The sequence below is a fragment of the Commensalibacter sp. Nvir genome, assembly GCF_963921845.1.
Taxonomy (GTDB): domain Bacteria; phylum Pseudomonadota; class Alphaproteobacteria; order Acetobacterales; family Acetobacteraceae; genus Commensalibacter.
This window is the reverse complement of the sequence record NZ_CAWUGZ010000014.1, coordinates 1-15,502: the sequence shown is the minus strand read 5'-3', so window position 1 is coordinate 15,502 and position 15,502 is coordinate 1. Positions and strand designations below refer to the sequence as shown.

Here is a 15,502-nt window from a genome sequence, read left to right as displayed (position 1 = left end):
ATCAGCCATCGCAATTCCAATATCTGCAGTCGCTGAATGCAATTTAGCCTCTGCTTCTCTTATATCAGGTCGGCGTTGCGCCAACTCAGAAGGAAACCCAATGGGTACTACCGGAGGGGTAGGAGGAATCGGAGTTTCTATCGCTAGTTCGCTGTTCAAAGCACGGGGAGGTTCACCAAGAAGTAATCCTAAAGCGTTAATGTATTCAACGACCTGTTGCTCTAAACGAGGAGCTTCGGCCTTCGTTTGTTCCAACTGCGATTCAGCATCATGAACGTCTAATTCTGTAACCAGTCCTCCGCGAAAACGTTCCTTAGCCAATTGCAAAATTTGTAAAGCCACCGTTTCATTTTGTTTTACAATGGATAACTGAGCCTGTAAGCCCCTTAACGTAATATAATTACGAGCAATTTCAGCCAATTGGGCGATAAGTATACCACGCCTGTCCTCTTCTGAAGCTTGTAACAACGCATGGGCAGATTCATACTGTCTGCGTACCCTCCCCCATAAGTCCAACTCCCAACTGGTATCTAGGGCCGCATCCCATTCATTAAAAGAAGGAATGTCTATATCTGAAGGGTTAACAACATTACCAAGAATAGGTTCTCTATTCTTAATTTCCTCTAATCCTCTTTGGAAAAATTTTTGACTGTATTGGGTTTTTTGAAACGCTGCACTGCCACCTAATGTAGGAAAACGAGCAGCACCAGCAATCAGCAATTGTGCACGACCCGCAACTAAGCGTTGCGTAGCCATTTGCACGTCCAAATTAGCACTGACCGCCCTTTCCTCAAGTTGCGTTAGAAGAGGATCATTGAAGCATCGCCACCATTGCGGATCCAATCTTCCCGCGACTACATGATGAAGCGCATATTCCGATTGTTGATCCGTTTTAGGCCAAGTTGCAGGCGCCCAACCATTTTGATGGTGATAATCTGGACCAACGGAACAGTTGGCGACACTTAAAACTAAGGAACATAGTACGACATTGAAAAATCTTATTTTCATCTGGATGACTAAACCAATTCTTGTTTATGAGCTGTGAGCTATACCACAAATCTACTCAAGAAAATAACGCTACAATAAATTTTTATACTCTATTTTTAAATACACATTCTATTACGCTTTAAAAAACGCCCATGTAACGTTAAATATAATTCTTTTTTTAACATATAATAATAAGCTCCATAGTTTCAAAAAAATTGATACAATGAACGTTTAAATCCATAGTGTACAAAAACCCATAATGGACAATATAAATTTTTAATTAAAAAGTGTTATTCCGTGCATTTTTTTGTTGCATGATTTTACATGAAAAGCTACTAAAGCACCTAGGCTGCTGTAGCTCAGTGGTAGAGCACTCCCTTGGTAAGGGAGAGGTCGTGAGTTCAATCCTCACCAGCAGCACCACCATTACATTTTGGGCATGGCTATAAGTTTATACAACTTATTTAAATTCGTTTTTTAATACCGCTCAGTTTAAATAATCAAAGTTTCGTTTGATGTTACTACGGAAGGAAACCACATAGCGAAGCAACTTCCCTGCCCTAATTCACTTTCAATATGTAAATTTCCCTTATGACGCGTAATAAGATGTTTGACAATGGCTAGGCCAAGACCAGTTCCACCATATTTGTGATCAGCACGATAAAAACGTTCTGTTAATCGTGGAATATGTTGTTTTTCAATCCCTGGCCCCGAATCCGCGATGGATACGACCCAACCCTCACCCGGCCAAACCACATCATCTTGTGAATAAAACAGACGACATGTAATAGTGGCGGGCTTATGTTGACCAAGGGGTGCAAAACGTACAGCGTTTTCCAACACGTTATGAAATATTTGAAATAACTGATCTTCATCGGCGCAAATAATTGCCCCTTTTCGACAAGTATCCTCATCATATTTTAGTACAATATTTGCCTCAGTTATTCTTAATTTAAGTTCATCCATAACTTTTGGAAATAAAACTTTTAAGTCGACCTGCTGCGTAATCAATTTGTAATCAAGACGCTCGACACGTGTAAGATCAAGCAAATCATTTGTTAAACGTATCATACGGTAAACCTGTGCCTGCATGATGTTTAAAAATTTCTTTTGAGTTTCTGAATCCTTTATATCTACCGTTAAAAGCGTTTGAATAAATCCATTGAGTGACGTTAACGGAGTACGCAATTCATGACTTGCATTGCTAATAAAATCACTTCTCATTTTATTCAATGCAACGAATTGACTTTGATCTATAATCGTAATAACGACGAGATCCGTTAACGCATGAGGAGCCTTAATGGGTTTAAAATTTAATTTAAAATTGTATGTTTTTGGCAACTCAAACGCAAGATCAAGTTCGACATCATTCGTTTGACCACAAGATTCCAGCGTTTTAAAAAAAGAAGGATGCCTTAATATATCTAGAATAATGTCGCCATAATATTTTTTAGCATAAGAATTAATATCATAGGCGAGGGTATTAAAAACTAAAGGGAAAAAATTTTTAATACGTTGTCTAGTTAATAAAGAGAGATTATTTAATGGTAAGGATACCAATAAAACAGGCGATGAAATTAAATCAATACTATGTTTAAGCTCATTGTAAATTGATGAATAATAATTCTCTTGATCTATAACGTTTTTTTCATGGTCTTTTGATAAAATTTTAGTTTTTTTTTGTGAAAAATACCAAAAAACTAAAAGAACAAAAGAGGCGAAAACTAAAATAGACCAGCGCCAAAAACTAAATTCATAAGACATCTAAAGCATAGCCTGCTGAGCGTACTGTACGAATAACGTCACGTTCTCCTTCTGCATTAAGCTCCCTTCTTAATCTCACAATATGTACATCAATTGTCCGAATTTCTACGTTTAAGTTTTTTCCCCATATATTATTAAGCAACTCCTCTCGCGTAAAAACCTTTTTAGGATTTTGCAAAAAAAGCTCCAGGAGTTTATATTCAGTGGGGCCAAGCATCAATAAACGTTGGCCTCTATAGGCTCGATGCTCTTGCGTATTCAATTTTATATTTTCAAACTGCAATAACTCTTGAAATGATTGCTTTACAAAAAACGAACGTCGCAACACTGCTTTTAACCTTGAAAGCAACGTATCAATACTGAACGGCTTAGTAATATAATCATCTACACCCGCGCCAAATGCAGCAACCTCATCGAACTCTTCACCACGAGCCGTAAGCATGAGAATACCCACCGCATTAATTTTAGAATGGTTTCTAATTCGTTTGCATAGCTCAATACCTGTTCCGTCGGGTAAATTCCAATCTAAAATAAGTGCTGAATAAACTTTACTGTTTATCCGAGACAGTGCATCTGCAAAAGAATATACCACATCAACCTTATACCCCTTTTTTTCAAGATTATACTGCAACAACAATGCAATAGAGGCATCGTCTTCGACAATAAGGACAGGGACTTCGCTATTTTTCACGTCTAAACTGCACCTTTTGTTTTATCAATTGAACGACCACGTTGGTACGGCAAAGTATCCCCTGTAAAAATATAATAATAACTTTCGATAATATTGGTAAGATGGTCTCCTATTCTTTCGAAATTTTTCACAATTAATAATAAATGCGAACATACTAAAATAACATCCGTATTTTTTTTCATCGCGTCTATAAGTTCGTTAAAAGCAGATAAATTAAGCTCATCAATTAAACTGTCCGCATTCCAAAGATGGAGCAACAGTTTTTTATCTTGAGTGGTCAATGCAATAACTAATTGACGCAGATTTTCCTGCACCTGCCTCCCCATAGTTGACAATCCTGCCAGTGAAATTTGATCATTGTCTATTTTAATTTGATGCATGTGACGACAAATACCAGCGATGAGATCCCCTATACGTTCTAAATCAACGCCGATTTTAAACGCTGAAACAATCTCTCGTAAATCAATCGCCATAGGAGAACGAAGGGCCAATATTCGTATTGAAAATGCGTTAATCCTACGTTCATAGGCATCAATCTCGATATCGTGTAACGATATTTTATACGCTGCCTCGAATCTAAGATCGCGTAAAATTGCCATCATTTCCGCAAATTGATTTTCAACCATCCCAAACATACGTAAGATCATACTACGGAGTTGCTCTAATTCTTGCTCATAACGACTTACTGTATGTTCAGGTAATTTATCAACCATAATAAGTGTACTTTTTTATCCGAAGCGACCCGTGATGTAATCATGAGTTTTAGAATGCGTAGGTTTTGTAAATAACGTCGCAGCATCGTTTACCTCCACCAGTTCTCCCTCATAAAAAAAAGCCACGTGATCTGCACACCGTGCCGCTTGTTGCAAATTATGCGTGACGAAAACAATGGTATATTTCTCTTTAAGAACATCAAATAGTTCTTCAACTTTAGCTGTCGAAACTGGATCTAGGGCAGACGTAGGTTCATCCATTAAAATAATTTCTGGTTCTACCGCTAAAGCACGGGCAATACAAAGTCGCTGCTGTTGTCCACCTGATAATTGCAAAGCAGATTTATATAGCCTATCCTTTACTTCATCCCATAACGTCACTTGTTTTAATATGCTTTCAACCTTTTCCCTTAATAGAGCCAAAGGCAATTTTTGATAGAGTTTGATGCCAAAAGCAATATTTTCGAAAATCGACATATTGAAAGGGGTTGGTTTTTGAAACACCATTCCTATTCGAGATCGAAGAATACTTAAATTAATATTCTTTTCAAGAATATTAGTATTGTCAAATAAAATCTCACCTGTAATAAACTGATTGGAGTAGAGCTCATACATTTTATTAAATGTCCTCAGCAGTGTCGACTTTCCACACCCTGAGGCCCCAATCAATGCGGTGATTTTTTTAGAAAAAATATCAAAAGTAATTGCTTTTAACGCGTGATGGTCTCCATAGTAAAAATCTAAATTTTTAATTGAAAGCGCTATATCGTTTTTTATCATATGTGACGGCCTTTTCTTTGACATCTTTTCATGTAAACACGAGCAATCAAATTAAGACACAAAACAAATATAGTGACCAACAAAGCTGCCGTCCAAGCGAGTTTTATCAACGCATCGTCAGCAGAATCCGCATATTGATAGATAATTAAAGGCAAACTGGACATAGGTTTAAATATATTCCAACTCCAGTTAGAATTCCCTAAAGAAGTAAACAATAGAGGAGCAGTTTCTCCGGCAATACGAGAAATTGCCAGCAATATACCTGTCATCACACCACCTCGAGCTGCAGGTAAACATATCCAAAGAATAACTTTCCATTTTGGTGCTCCCAATGCGAAGCCCGCCTCACGTATGGAAAAAGGTACTATAGCCAGCGCTTCCTCGGATGTACGTGCGATAATAGGGATGGCTAGAATAGCTAAAGAGCAAGCTCCTGCAATTGCGGAATACCCTATCGATACAACCAAAATTAAATAAACAAGTAATCCAACCAAAATGGAAGGCACGGAAATCAAAATATCAGAAAAAAACCGTACTATAGCGTTTATTTTTTTATAATTAAATTCAGCTAAGAAAATGCCAGCAGAAATACCTACAGGTATAGAAATACAAGCCGCCAATCCAACCTGAATAATGCTTCCTAAGATTGGATTTAATAATCCTCCAACTTTACTTTGTGAAGCAGTCACATGCGTAAACATAAAAAAAGTTATCCCTGGAAACCCATTAATCATCAAGGTCACAAGTATTGAACATAAAACCCACACCATAATGAAGGTAGTTATGTAAGAAAAAATTCTAACAAAAGAGTTTTTAAAAAAACGCCAAAGTACACGGCGATTTTGTTGCATATACAAATTTGTATTAACAACCATGCATTTTTTATCTCTATTTAATTTTTTACAGCTCGTTTTAATAACCATTGAGCACAAAACAAAACGATAAAAGAAATTAACATCAATATAGCTCCTAAAGCCATTAAAGACGACATACGCAAACCCTCACTCGCACTTTCTGGAAATTCTAAGGCAATAAGAGAAGCTATTGTATTGCTGGGCATAAAAAGCGACCACCCAATGTGATGGGCATTACCAATAACAAAAGTAACTGCCATTGTTTCTCCTAGTGCCCTTCCCCACCCTAGAACAATGCCACCTATAATGATCTTTTGTAATCGAGGCAAAACCACTCGCCTCATCACCTCCCATTGCGTAGCGCCTAAACTATAAGCACTTTCTTTAAGCAAAGCTGGTACATTAGCAAAAGCATCTTGCATAACGGCTGTAGTATACGGAGTAATCATAATTGCCAAAATTAGCCCCGCAGTTAACATGCCTACACCAAAGGTCCCTCCAGAAAATAACGCTCCTATATAGGGCATGGTACCCAATGTAGTTTTTAAAAAGGGTTGAACATAATCCGACATCAGAGGAACTAAAATAAAAAAACCCCACATACCAAAAATGATTGAAGGAACAGCCGCAAGCAACCGTATTGCAACGGTAAGACACTGGGAAATTTTTGATGGCAAAAGTTCTGTTAAACTGTAAGCACAACCAAATGACAAAGGCAAAGCGACAGCAACCCCAATTATTGAAGTTACCAATGTTCCAATTAAAGCCGCCCGAGCACTGTATTCCTGATTAACTGGATTCCAAACGGAACGTATAAAAAAATCTGTTCCAAACGTAAAAAAAGCTCTTCTGCCTTGAAAGAAAAGCTCAAAAATTAACTCTAGAAAAATAAGAAGAACGAAAACACCACATCCCCATACCCATCCTGAAAAAACAATAGAGGCAACATTTCTTTTAACAAAACACTTTAATTTTTTAAAAACCATTAATTTGACTATTTAAGAATTATTCGGTGTAATACCAGCATATTCCCATGTTTTCTCTATTTTTTCTTTCACAAAAATCGGTAACGGCACATAATGAAGTGTGTAAGCGATACCGTCTCCTTTATCAAAAGCCCAACGAAAAAATTTAACGACACCTTTGGAATTTTGATTGTAAGCGGGTACTAAAACATAGGTTGTAGAAACAATAGGCCATGCATTTTCCCCTACAATGTTAATAAGATCAACGTTAAAATTTTTGGAATGCACCCAATCAGCGGTCTTGGCCGCAGCCCTCAAACTATCTTCAGTTAAGGTTATGTATTCACCTGCACTATCTTTCAATTGCACCATACAAAGATGATTTTGAAGGGCATACGCAAACTCAACATAGCCAATACTACCTTTAATATTTTTTACCATTGAAGCCACAGATCCATTACCTCTTCCCCCTATACCTAAAGGCCATGCAATTGAGGTATTCGATCCATAAGTTTCTGCCCAATTGTGGGATTCTTTAACCAAATAAGAAGTAAATACTTGTGTAGTACCTGAACCATCCGCACGATATATTGGTGCAATATCCAGATCTTCTAAAACAACATCTTTATTTATTTCAGTAATTTTAGGGTCATTCCATTTTTTTATTTTCCCTGAATAAATATCAGCAATAATTGGCCCCGTTAAACGCAACATGTGATGTTTAATATTAGGAATATTGACCACAACAGCAATACCACCAATCGCCGTAGGAAATTGTACAAGGTTATTTTTGGTTAATTTTTCCACTGAAGTCGGTACATCCAAAGCACCAAAGGAAACAGTTTTAGATATTATTTGGTTGCGACCTGCACCCGATCCCAAAGGTTGGTAATTAACCTGTACACCAATTTCTTTTTCTGCACCTTCTGCCCAATTCTGGTAAAGCGGACCAGCAAATGTTGAACCTACTCCTGTAATAGATTTGACCTTTTGAGCACAAGATATTTCAGAAACGCCAATTGCAATTACGGATGATAGAGCAATAACGAAAAGAACTTGCTTACCTATATGACCAACAACCATTCTACTAACCGATTCTATGTGCATTTCCACATAAAATATCAACTTTTCACACAATAATGTATGAAGCTTTTATGAAAATAAGAGACGTTTCCTCACTACATGTCATAAAATTTTAATATAATTATTATACCGTTGAAACCATAAATTATTATAAAAGCCCTACAACTACTCTCAGACATTTCGTTCTGCAGGGTTTATTCATGGCGAATTATACTAAGCTTAAATTTGTATTTTTCTTATCAACTTTTTTGGAGTCTACTTTATATCTTCTAGTTCCAGCCTATGCCAATAATTTTCAAGAAGAAACATTAAAAGCTCTAAATCAGCAAATGGTTGCGATGAATCAACAAATTGTGTCTTTAAAAAAAGAGCTTTCAAACTTAAAAACTCAGCTTCATAAGCCAAAAGGCACATCCATTTCTGTAACAACAAACAAACATTCTAAGTTTTCCTTACCAACTTCCAAACAATCATTACGTCCCGTTACAGTTATTGCTTCCGATGAAGCAACACCCTCTGAGCAAAAGACCCTTTCAACCATAGGAAGCCATAATATCCATTCAATACCCAATACAAAATATATTAATGTTTCAAATCCTAATGACGAGGAGCAGCAGAATCAGCACACAGTTTTAGAGTTGCTGCATAGCAATGGTCTTCCTCCTCCAGATCGTGGCGCTTCATTTTGGTCTCCTAACATGCCTATTTTGTCTTCTGCGACGCTACACGATGAGTCGGTGTATGTTGGAGGACTTCGTATAGGTTTTCCAGGAGGTAGGCCTACTCTTGCAACCGACGATGGGGTCTATAGCTTTTCTATTGGATCGGCTTTGCACGAAGATATGGGAGGATTTATTGATTCTGGCGTAAAAGCTGACGAGACTAAAGGACGATTTTCTGCATTTAGAGCCAATTTACGTCGGGCACGAATTCCCTTTACCTTTCGATATAAAAATTATTCGGTAAACGTAACCCCAGATTTCGGAAGCGCCGTCGATGGTTCTGTTGGTCTTTACGAAGCTAATTTCCAGTACGGTGGATTTACCAATACCATATTAACCCTTGGCTATTTTGAACCCCGCGTTACCTTGGAAGGTGCAGAAAGTTCGAACGAAGGACTTATGATGGAACGACCCGCGTCCACAGAACTTGCGCGTGGCATAGCTGCGGGCGATGCCCGATTTAGTATCGGTGGAGTAACCTATGGAAAAAGATGGTATGTAGGCTCTTATTTTACGGGGCACTCTTATGGTGCGCATACAACAAACGCAAGCATTATTAATGATCAAACAGGAGGCCTACTACGTGTTGCTGGAAGACCTTACGTAACAAAAAATACCGATGTTCATTTAGGTTTCTCAACGTCTAGTGCTTTCAATGTTGCTCAAACCGATAAAGGGAGACAATTTAATTTCTCTGCTATTCCAGAATTAAGGTTAACTCAAGAAACGCTTATAGCGACAGGTGCCCTTAATAACATAAACAGTGTATGGCATGCTGGACCAGAATTTGCTTTACGGTATCAGCGCGCCTATTTTAAAGCGGAATACATGAAATTTGGGTTCCAACGTTCGCAAGGTATGAGAAATCTATATTTCGAAGGATATTATGCGGCACTAAATTATACCCTATTTGGCAGTCCAAGGAGTTACGATATACGTGCAGCTGCTTTTCGTGCCCCTGGTGTTACCTATGATTTTGACCCAACAACAAATCATTGGGGAGCGTTGGAAGCAAGTGCGCGTTGGAGTGTCGTTAATTTAAACAGCCATAAATGCGCCACTGACGGTGCAAATGGTGGTCAGCAAACGGTTTGGAGTACTGGAGTGAACTGGTATCCTTCACCTCATATACGTGTCATGTTGGATTACGATCACATCATAGCGTCTTCAGTAGCAACTAATTCAATTGTTAAACATGGACGCAATATCGATGCAATCGCTGCCCGTTTCCAAGCGGCTTTTTAATCATAAAATTAAACGAGGAAAACGTTGTATTACCTAATTTGGAATGTCAATTCCTACCAAAATATTTTATGCAAATAATTTTGGTCAATCAAATATAATTTGAATATAAACTATTCATATTGGTAGCGACGGGCGGATTTGAACCACCGACCAAGGGATTATGATTCCCCTGCTCTACCACTGAGCTACGCCGCCTTAAACTAATGAAAGACGAGTTTTATTACTCTGACTTCAAACATGAAGTCAAGAGTTTTCTCGTCTTGTAAAAAACTAATTTTGTTCGTCTTCTTGTGGCAATTTTTTTTCTACTATAATTCTCGGTGGTCGACCTCTTCTTCCAGGTCTAGATTTAGGCATTGGTATTTTTTCTGGTTGAATATCAATAATAATAGGCTGACTTTCTTCACTTGGGTCTGCAATGATATCTTCGATTTGTTTTTCTTCTTCTATATTGTCTAGAAGATCAATTTTAACCTCTTCAACAACATTATCTTGTCCACCACTGGGTTGTATAGGCCTATGTCTTTGCTGTACGGCTTGATTTATAGTGTTTAACAAACGTGAGTAATGCTCGACATACTGAAAAAAGCTTTCAGCAGCTACTCTATCGCCCGAACTTAACGCATCACGTCCATGTTGATTATATTTTTCGCAAAGCTGTTGGGCGTTGCCACGGATACGTCCGTCAGGTCCGTTACTATCAAACACATGATTTCGATTAAAGGAGACCTGACCGTTTTGATGACGTGCCCCTCCTCCATTATTCGACCGATGATAACGGCTACGCATACGTTTTGTATTCATAAGTTGCTGTTATACTTTCCTAAGTGCAACATTAATTTATCAGATTTTTGAGCAATAAATTAACGTTGTATATGCAATAAAATGATGAAACTTTTAATTGTTATTTACTTTTGTCTACTATTATTGCTTGAACCAATATTACTAGACGTATTGTTGGGTTAGATAATATCTATCACCGTTGATTTTGTTATTTTACAACTTCAACCTACTAAAAGACATTATGTTTTTTATATAGTTGAACGCACCAAAACAAGGGCTCTTACACAACCATTTAAATCCTGTTGTTTTTGAACAACAGCTAATCCCTTAAAACGGGCAATTTCAACTACATCTTGATCCTGATTTATACCTAACTCTAATATCAATATACCGCTCTTAGTTAATAAATCAACGGCCTGATTACAAATAATTCGATAATAATCTAAACCGTCCCTCCCCCCATCTAATGCCACAAGCGGTTCAAAATTCTTAACATCTGGCATTAAGGTTTCTATATTCGATGTTGGAATATAAGGTGGATTAGAAATAACGACATCAAATTTCCCGGAAATTGAGCTTGCCCAATCGCTTTGAACAAAGGCTAAACGATCCCTTAACTTAGCCCGTTCAGCATTTTTCTTTGCTAAGTCTAATGTTTTTTTTATCTTATCGACCCCAACGCCAAACGCCTTTTTATATTCAGAAAGGGCAGCCAACATCAAACACCCGGTACCCGTTCCAAGATCTAATATTTGATAAGGATAGTCCCGATCAACGAGCCTAAGCAACAACGCTTCAATAAGCGCCTCACTATCGGCTCTGGGTATAAGCGTTGACGGCGACACCTTCAATTCCAAGGACCAAAATCCTTTTTTACCTGTAATATAAGCAAAAGGTTCGTGTTGGGCACGTCGCCTAATATATGACTTTATTAATTTGCTTGGCACGAGTGTTGATTTATCCATCATTAAAAACTTGGACAAATCAATTTGTAATGCATACGCAATAAGCAATCGAACTTCTCTTTTAGGTGATACAATACCTGCATCACTTAACGTTTTTTCACCAAACAAAATAAGTTCGGATAGAGGTGTCTGTGTTCGGTCTATCACTTATCCAAAACCTATTTTAACAAAGAAATGGCTATCCACTATGCGTTGAGCCATTAATTTTCTTCGTCCGACGCTAATAAACGCGATTGTTCTTCTTGTGCTAGATGATCAATAATTTCATCAAACTCGCCTAACATAACCCGATCAATTTTATGCAAGGTTAAATTAATTCGATGATCCGTCACGCGTCCTTGAGGAAAATTATAAGTTCGTATGCGCTCCGAACGATCGCCAGTGCCAACTTGTAAACGTCGGTCCGCTGCTCTGTGTTCATGAGCGGTACTACGTTGCTGTTCGTACAACCGCGCTCGGAGAATTTTCATAGCTTTTGCTTTATTCTTGTGCTGGCTCTTTTCTTCTTGCATGGCGACAACAACGCCCGATGGAATATGGGTAATTCTGACTGCGCTTTCTGTTTTATTTACATGCTGCCCTCCGGCCCCAGATGCACGGTAAACATCAATGCGGAGGTCTTTTTCATCAATAATAATATCCACATCTTCTGCTTCAGGTAAAATAGCAACCGTAACGGTAGAGGTATGAATACGTCCTTGACTTTCCGTTGCTGGCACCCGTTGTACACGATGCACACCCGATTCATACTTTAATCGAGCAAACACATTTCGACCTGTAATAGAAGCTATACCCCCCTTTAAACCACCCAAACCGGTATCGTCATATTCCAACACTTCAAAGCGCCAACCGCAAGCCTCAGCATACCGTTGATACGCTGCAAAAAGCTCTGCAGCAAAAAGACCTGCTTCATCCCCTCCAGCAGCGGGTCTAATTTCTAGAATAGCATTACCAGCATCCGCTTTATCTTTGGGTAACATTGCAAGACGTATTTTACCTCTTAAAATATGCAACGCTTCATGCAAATCCTGTATCTCTACTTCTGCGAGGGCCTTCATTTCAGGCTCACTTAACATTTCTTCTGCTGCCAAAAGATTTTTTTCCGCAGCACGTAAACGATTAACCAATTCAACAATAGGCATTAGCTCAGAGTATTCACGTGAAGCTTCTATAAATGCCTCACCAGAAATATCGGTTGACAAAATATGTTGCAATTCCTCAGCCCGAGCAACGATTTTGTCTAAACGATCGCTGAAATTAATAGAAAATTCTTCAGATGACATAAATTAATTCGCTAGTTTGTTTTTAAGGTAAGATACTATTTCTGTTAAACTTACTTCACGCTGTGTACCAGATATCAAATCTTTTACTTGAACATTATTTTGATTCACTTCATTGTCCCCAATTAAAAGAGCTAGTAACGCTTTGGATTTATGCGCTCGTTCAAGTTGTTTACGCAAATTCCCTTTATAAGCTATTTCTGCACCCATTCCATTGTAGCGTATAGCCTGCAATAAAGGAAAGGCTACACTATGATGGTCTTCTGAGAAAGGTATTATAACGACAGGATTTGTTTTAATTGGAGGATTTTCTAAAAGCAAAGCCAAACGTTCAACGCCGGCTGCCCATCCAATAGAAGGCACATCTCCGCCTCCCATATCCCCTACTAATCCCTCATAGCGCCCCCCGGCTAATAGCGTTCCTTGAGCACCTAATTTTTCAGTAACAAATTCAAAAACCGTATGGCTGTAATAGTCCAATCCACGGACAATGTAAGGATTTTCTTTGAAAGGTATTTTGAATTGATCCAGTGCTTTACGCAATTTATCCCAAAACTCTAAAGCATCTTTAGTTAAATATTCGTGCAACAATGGTGCTTGAGCCAAAAGCATACGATCGTTAACATCTTTACTATCAAGAATTCTTAAAGGATTTTTTTCCAGACGTACTAAACTATCTTTAGACAATTGGGCTTGCACAGATTTAAAATAATTAACCAACGCTTCTCGCCATATACTACGCGAGTTTTTGTCTCCTAGAGTATTCAATTCGAGAACTGCTCCCTCATCAAGACCCAGCTCTTTTAAAATATGATAACCCATCGCAATAACTTCAGCGTCAGCAAACGGTGTAGAAACTCCCATTAATTCAGCACCAATCTGATGAAATTGTCTATAGCGGCCTTTCTGCGGCCGCTCGTAGCGAAACATAGGGCCAGAATAAAATATTTTCTGCGGAAGCGATTGAGTTAAACCATTCGTTACCAAAGCTCGGCATATACCTGCCGTACCTTCAGGTCGAAGGGTTAAAGAATCGCCTCCTCTATCTTGAAAAGAATACATTTCTTTAGAAACAATGTCCGAAGTTTCGCCAAGTGAGCGAGAAAACACATTGGTATATTCAAATACTGGTGTCATCCACTCTTGAAAACCATATAAAGAAAATATTCTTTTGGATATTTCTATAACGTGATCATGCCTTTTAGCTTCTTCGCCTATCAAATCATGCGTACCACGAACCGGTTTTATTACACTCACCATGTACTATCCTGAAATAAAATTATAATAGTTAGAATTATTTTGTCTCAAAAGCTTTTTGAGTTTCTATTTCTAATGCTTTTTTTTCGACAAGACTAACAATATGATCGATCATTTCTTCAACTGGTATAGGATGATCTTGCTTACCAGCTATGTACACCATATGTCGACCAGAACCGCCGCCTGTTACGCCAACATCTGTCATAGTTGCTTCGCCAGGACCATTCACAACACACCCTATGACCGATAATGTTAAAGGCGTTTTTATATGCGCCAAACGTTCCTCTAGCGTTGCTACGGTTGGAATAACATGAAACCCTTGACGGGCACAAGAAGGGCAGGAAACAATTCGGACTCCTCGATGACGCAAGCCTAAACTTTTCAAAATATCCCAGCCGACGGCAACTTCTTCTTCAGGCTCGGCGGATAAAGAAACTCTTACCGTATCACCAATACCTGCCCATAATAATGATCCTAAACCAATGGAAGATTTAACGGTTCCCGCTCTTTTCCCACCGGCTTCAGTAATTCCTATATGGAGAGGATAATCACAGGCTTCGGATAACAAACGATACGATTCAACTGCTAAAAAAACGTCAGAGGCTTTTACACTTATTTTAAACTCACGAAAATCATTATCTTCTAAAATTTTTGCATGTTCTAAAGCGCTTTCAACAAGCGCACGCGGATTAGGTTCACCGTATTTTTCAAGTAAATGTTTTTCAAGTGAACCGGCATTTACCCCTATACGCATAGAACAATTATAATCTTTCGCAGCTTTAATTACTTCACGAACACGTTCTGTATTACCTATATTTCCAGGATTAATTCTCAAACATGAAGCCCCTGCTTGAGCAGCCTCAATAGCTCTTTTATAATGAAAATGAATATCGGCTACAATCGGCACGTCAACATTTTTAACAATTTCTTTAAGTGTGGCTGTACTTTCTTGATCTGGACAGGAAACCCGAACAATATCGACCCCAACATGTTCTGCACGTTTAATTTGAGCTATTGTCGCCTGCGCATTAGTTGTTAATGTATTGGTCATTGTCTGAATAGTAATAGGGGCATCGCCACCTACCAGAACAGAACCCACGCGAATTTGACGCGTTTTTTTACGCTCAATATGCTGATAGGGACGTAAGCTCATTAAAATTTCTCTCCGAAATCCATAACAGTTGTATAGTTTCCTTTTCTGTTATTAGAAAAATAAACCCTTACCACTCGTTAATTCTGCATTTAAACCCATAATTTTATTTAATAGTTAACCGGTTATCGGTCAAGCTGCCTCGCATTTAATTCATCTGCTGATGTTTCGTTCGATTGAATTGTTTTTTTAATCAAAGTCGAATTTTTTTTTACTTTTACCAATTCTTTATCATTATTCGAGATCTTTTGTGGCATTAATAC

At 38.2% G+C, this 15,502-nt stretch carries 14 protein-coding genes and 2 tRNA genes; 2 read left to right on the top strand and 14 right to left on the bottom strand.

Translation table 11 applies throughout. The features are described from left to right. Positions 1–1,008: efflux transporter outer membrane subunit (locus AABE15_RS00875; RefSeq protein ID WP_338329389.1), on the bottom strand; the 1,008-nt coding region annotated here is incomplete at its 3' end. Between the two features lie 327 nt (positions 1,009–1,335). Between AABE15_RS00875 and AABE15_RS00870 the strand changes: the two genes are divergently transcribed. Further along, a tRNA-Thr gene (locus AABE15_RS00870) sits at positions 1,336–1,410 on the top strand. A gap of 69 nt (positions 1,411–1,479) precedes the next feature. On the opposite strand, the gene AABE15_RS00865 is transcribed toward AABE15_RS00870, so the two are convergent. From AABE15_RS00865 to pstS, 7 genes are all read right to left on the bottom strand, one after another. After that, positions 1,480–2,751, bottom strand: coding sequence for an ATP-binding protein (locus tag AABE15_RS00865; RefSeq protein ID WP_338329388.1), 1,272 nt, complete (start codon positions 2,749–2,751; stop codon positions 1,480–1,482). After that, positions 2,741–3,442, bottom strand: a complete 702-nt coding sequence (locus tag AABE15_RS00860) for a response regulator (protein ID WP_338329387.1) — start codon at positions 3,440–3,442, stop codon at positions 2,741–2,743. The genes AABE15_RS00865 and AABE15_RS00860 overlap by 11 nt, the downstream gene beginning before the upstream one ends. 2 nt (positions 3,443–3,444) lie before the next feature. After that, positions 3,445–4,155, bottom strand: coding sequence for a phosphate signaling complex protein PhoU (phoU, locus tag AABE15_RS00855; protein WP_338329386.1), 711 nt, complete (start codon positions 4,153–4,155; stop codon positions 3,445–3,447). A gap of 15 nt (positions 4,156–4,170) precedes the next feature. Continuing rightward, entirely contained in the window at positions 4,171–4,935 is a 765-nt protein-coding gene (gene pstB / locus AABE15_RS00850) for a phosphate ABC transporter ATP-binding protein PstB (RefSeq protein WP_338329385.1), read from the bottom strand. Beyond that, positions 4,932–5,705 carry a phosphate ABC transporter permease PstA gene (gene pstA, locus AABE15_RS00845; RefSeq protein ID WP_408870234.1) on the bottom strand — a complete coding sequence of 258 codons (774 nt, stop codon included), beginning with the start codon at positions 5,703–5,705 and terminating at the stop codon, positions 4,932–4,934. Before pstA ends, pstB begins: the two co-directional genes overlap by 4 nt. A 122-nt stretch (positions 5,706–5,827) precedes the next feature. Beyond that, positions 5,828–6,775 (bottom strand): phosphate ABC transporter permease subunit PstC, encoded by a 948-nt coding sequence (pstC, locus tag AABE15_RS00840; RefSeq protein ID WP_338329384.1) that lies wholly within the window; start codon positions 6,773–6,775, stop codon positions 5,828–5,830. 12 nt (positions 6,776–6,787) lie between these two features. Continuing rightward, on the bottom strand, positions 6,788–7,837 hold the full coding sequence (gene pstS, locus AABE15_RS00835; RefSeq protein ID WP_338329383.1) for a phosphate ABC transporter substrate-binding protein PstS: 1,050 nt from the start codon (positions 7,835–7,837) through the stop codon (positions 6,788–6,790). Positions 7,838–8,037: 200 nt separating this feature from the next. On the opposite strand from pstS, the gene AABE15_RS00830 reads away from it, so the two are divergent. Next, the gene (locus AABE15_RS00830; protein WP_338329382.1) at positions 8,038–9,804 is read left to right on the top strand and encodes a porin; all 1,767 of its coding nucleotides are present in this window, start codon (positions 8,038–8,040) and stop codon (positions 9,802–9,804) included. 120 nt (positions 9,805–9,924) lie between these two features. On the opposite strand, the gene AABE15_RS00825 is transcribed toward AABE15_RS00830, so the two are convergent. From AABE15_RS00825 to ispG, 6 genes are all read right to left on the bottom strand, one after another. Further along, positions 9,925–9,999, bottom strand: a tRNA-Met gene (locus AABE15_RS00825). 75 nt (positions 10,000–10,074) lie between these two features. Beyond that, positions 10,075–10,608, bottom strand: a complete 534-nt coding sequence (locus AABE15_RS00820; RefSeq protein ID WP_338329381.1) for a DUF4167 domain-containing protein — start codon at positions 10,606–10,608, stop codon at positions 10,075–10,077. A gap of 227 nt (positions 10,609–10,835) precedes the next feature. After that, positions 10,836–11,699 (bottom strand): peptide chain release factor N(5)-glutamine methyltransferase, encoded by an 864-nt coding sequence (prmC, locus tag AABE15_RS00815; protein ID WP_338329380.1) that lies wholly within the window; start codon positions 11,697–11,699, stop codon positions 10,836–10,838. Between the two features lie 53 nt (positions 11,700–11,752). Next, complete coding sequence (gene prfA / locus AABE15_RS00810; RefSeq protein WP_338329391.1) at positions 11,753–12,814, bottom strand: peptide chain release factor 1; 1,062 nt, start codon at positions 12,812–12,814, stop codon at positions 11,753–11,755. Between the two features lie 24 nt (positions 12,815–12,838). After that, entirely contained in the window at positions 12,839–14,089 is a 1,251-nt protein-coding gene (gene hisS, locus AABE15_RS00805; RefSeq protein WP_338329390.1) for a histidine--tRNA ligase, read from the bottom strand. Positions 14,090–14,126: 37 nt separating this feature from the next. Then, on the bottom strand, positions 14,127–15,242 hold the full coding sequence (gene ispG / locus AABE15_RS00800; protein WP_338329379.1) for a flavodoxin-dependent (E)-4-hydroxy-3-methylbut-2-enyl-diphosphate synthase: 1,116 nt from the start codon (positions 15,240–15,242) through the stop codon (positions 14,127–14,129). Between the last annotated feature and the right edge of the window lie 260 nt (positions 15,243–15,502).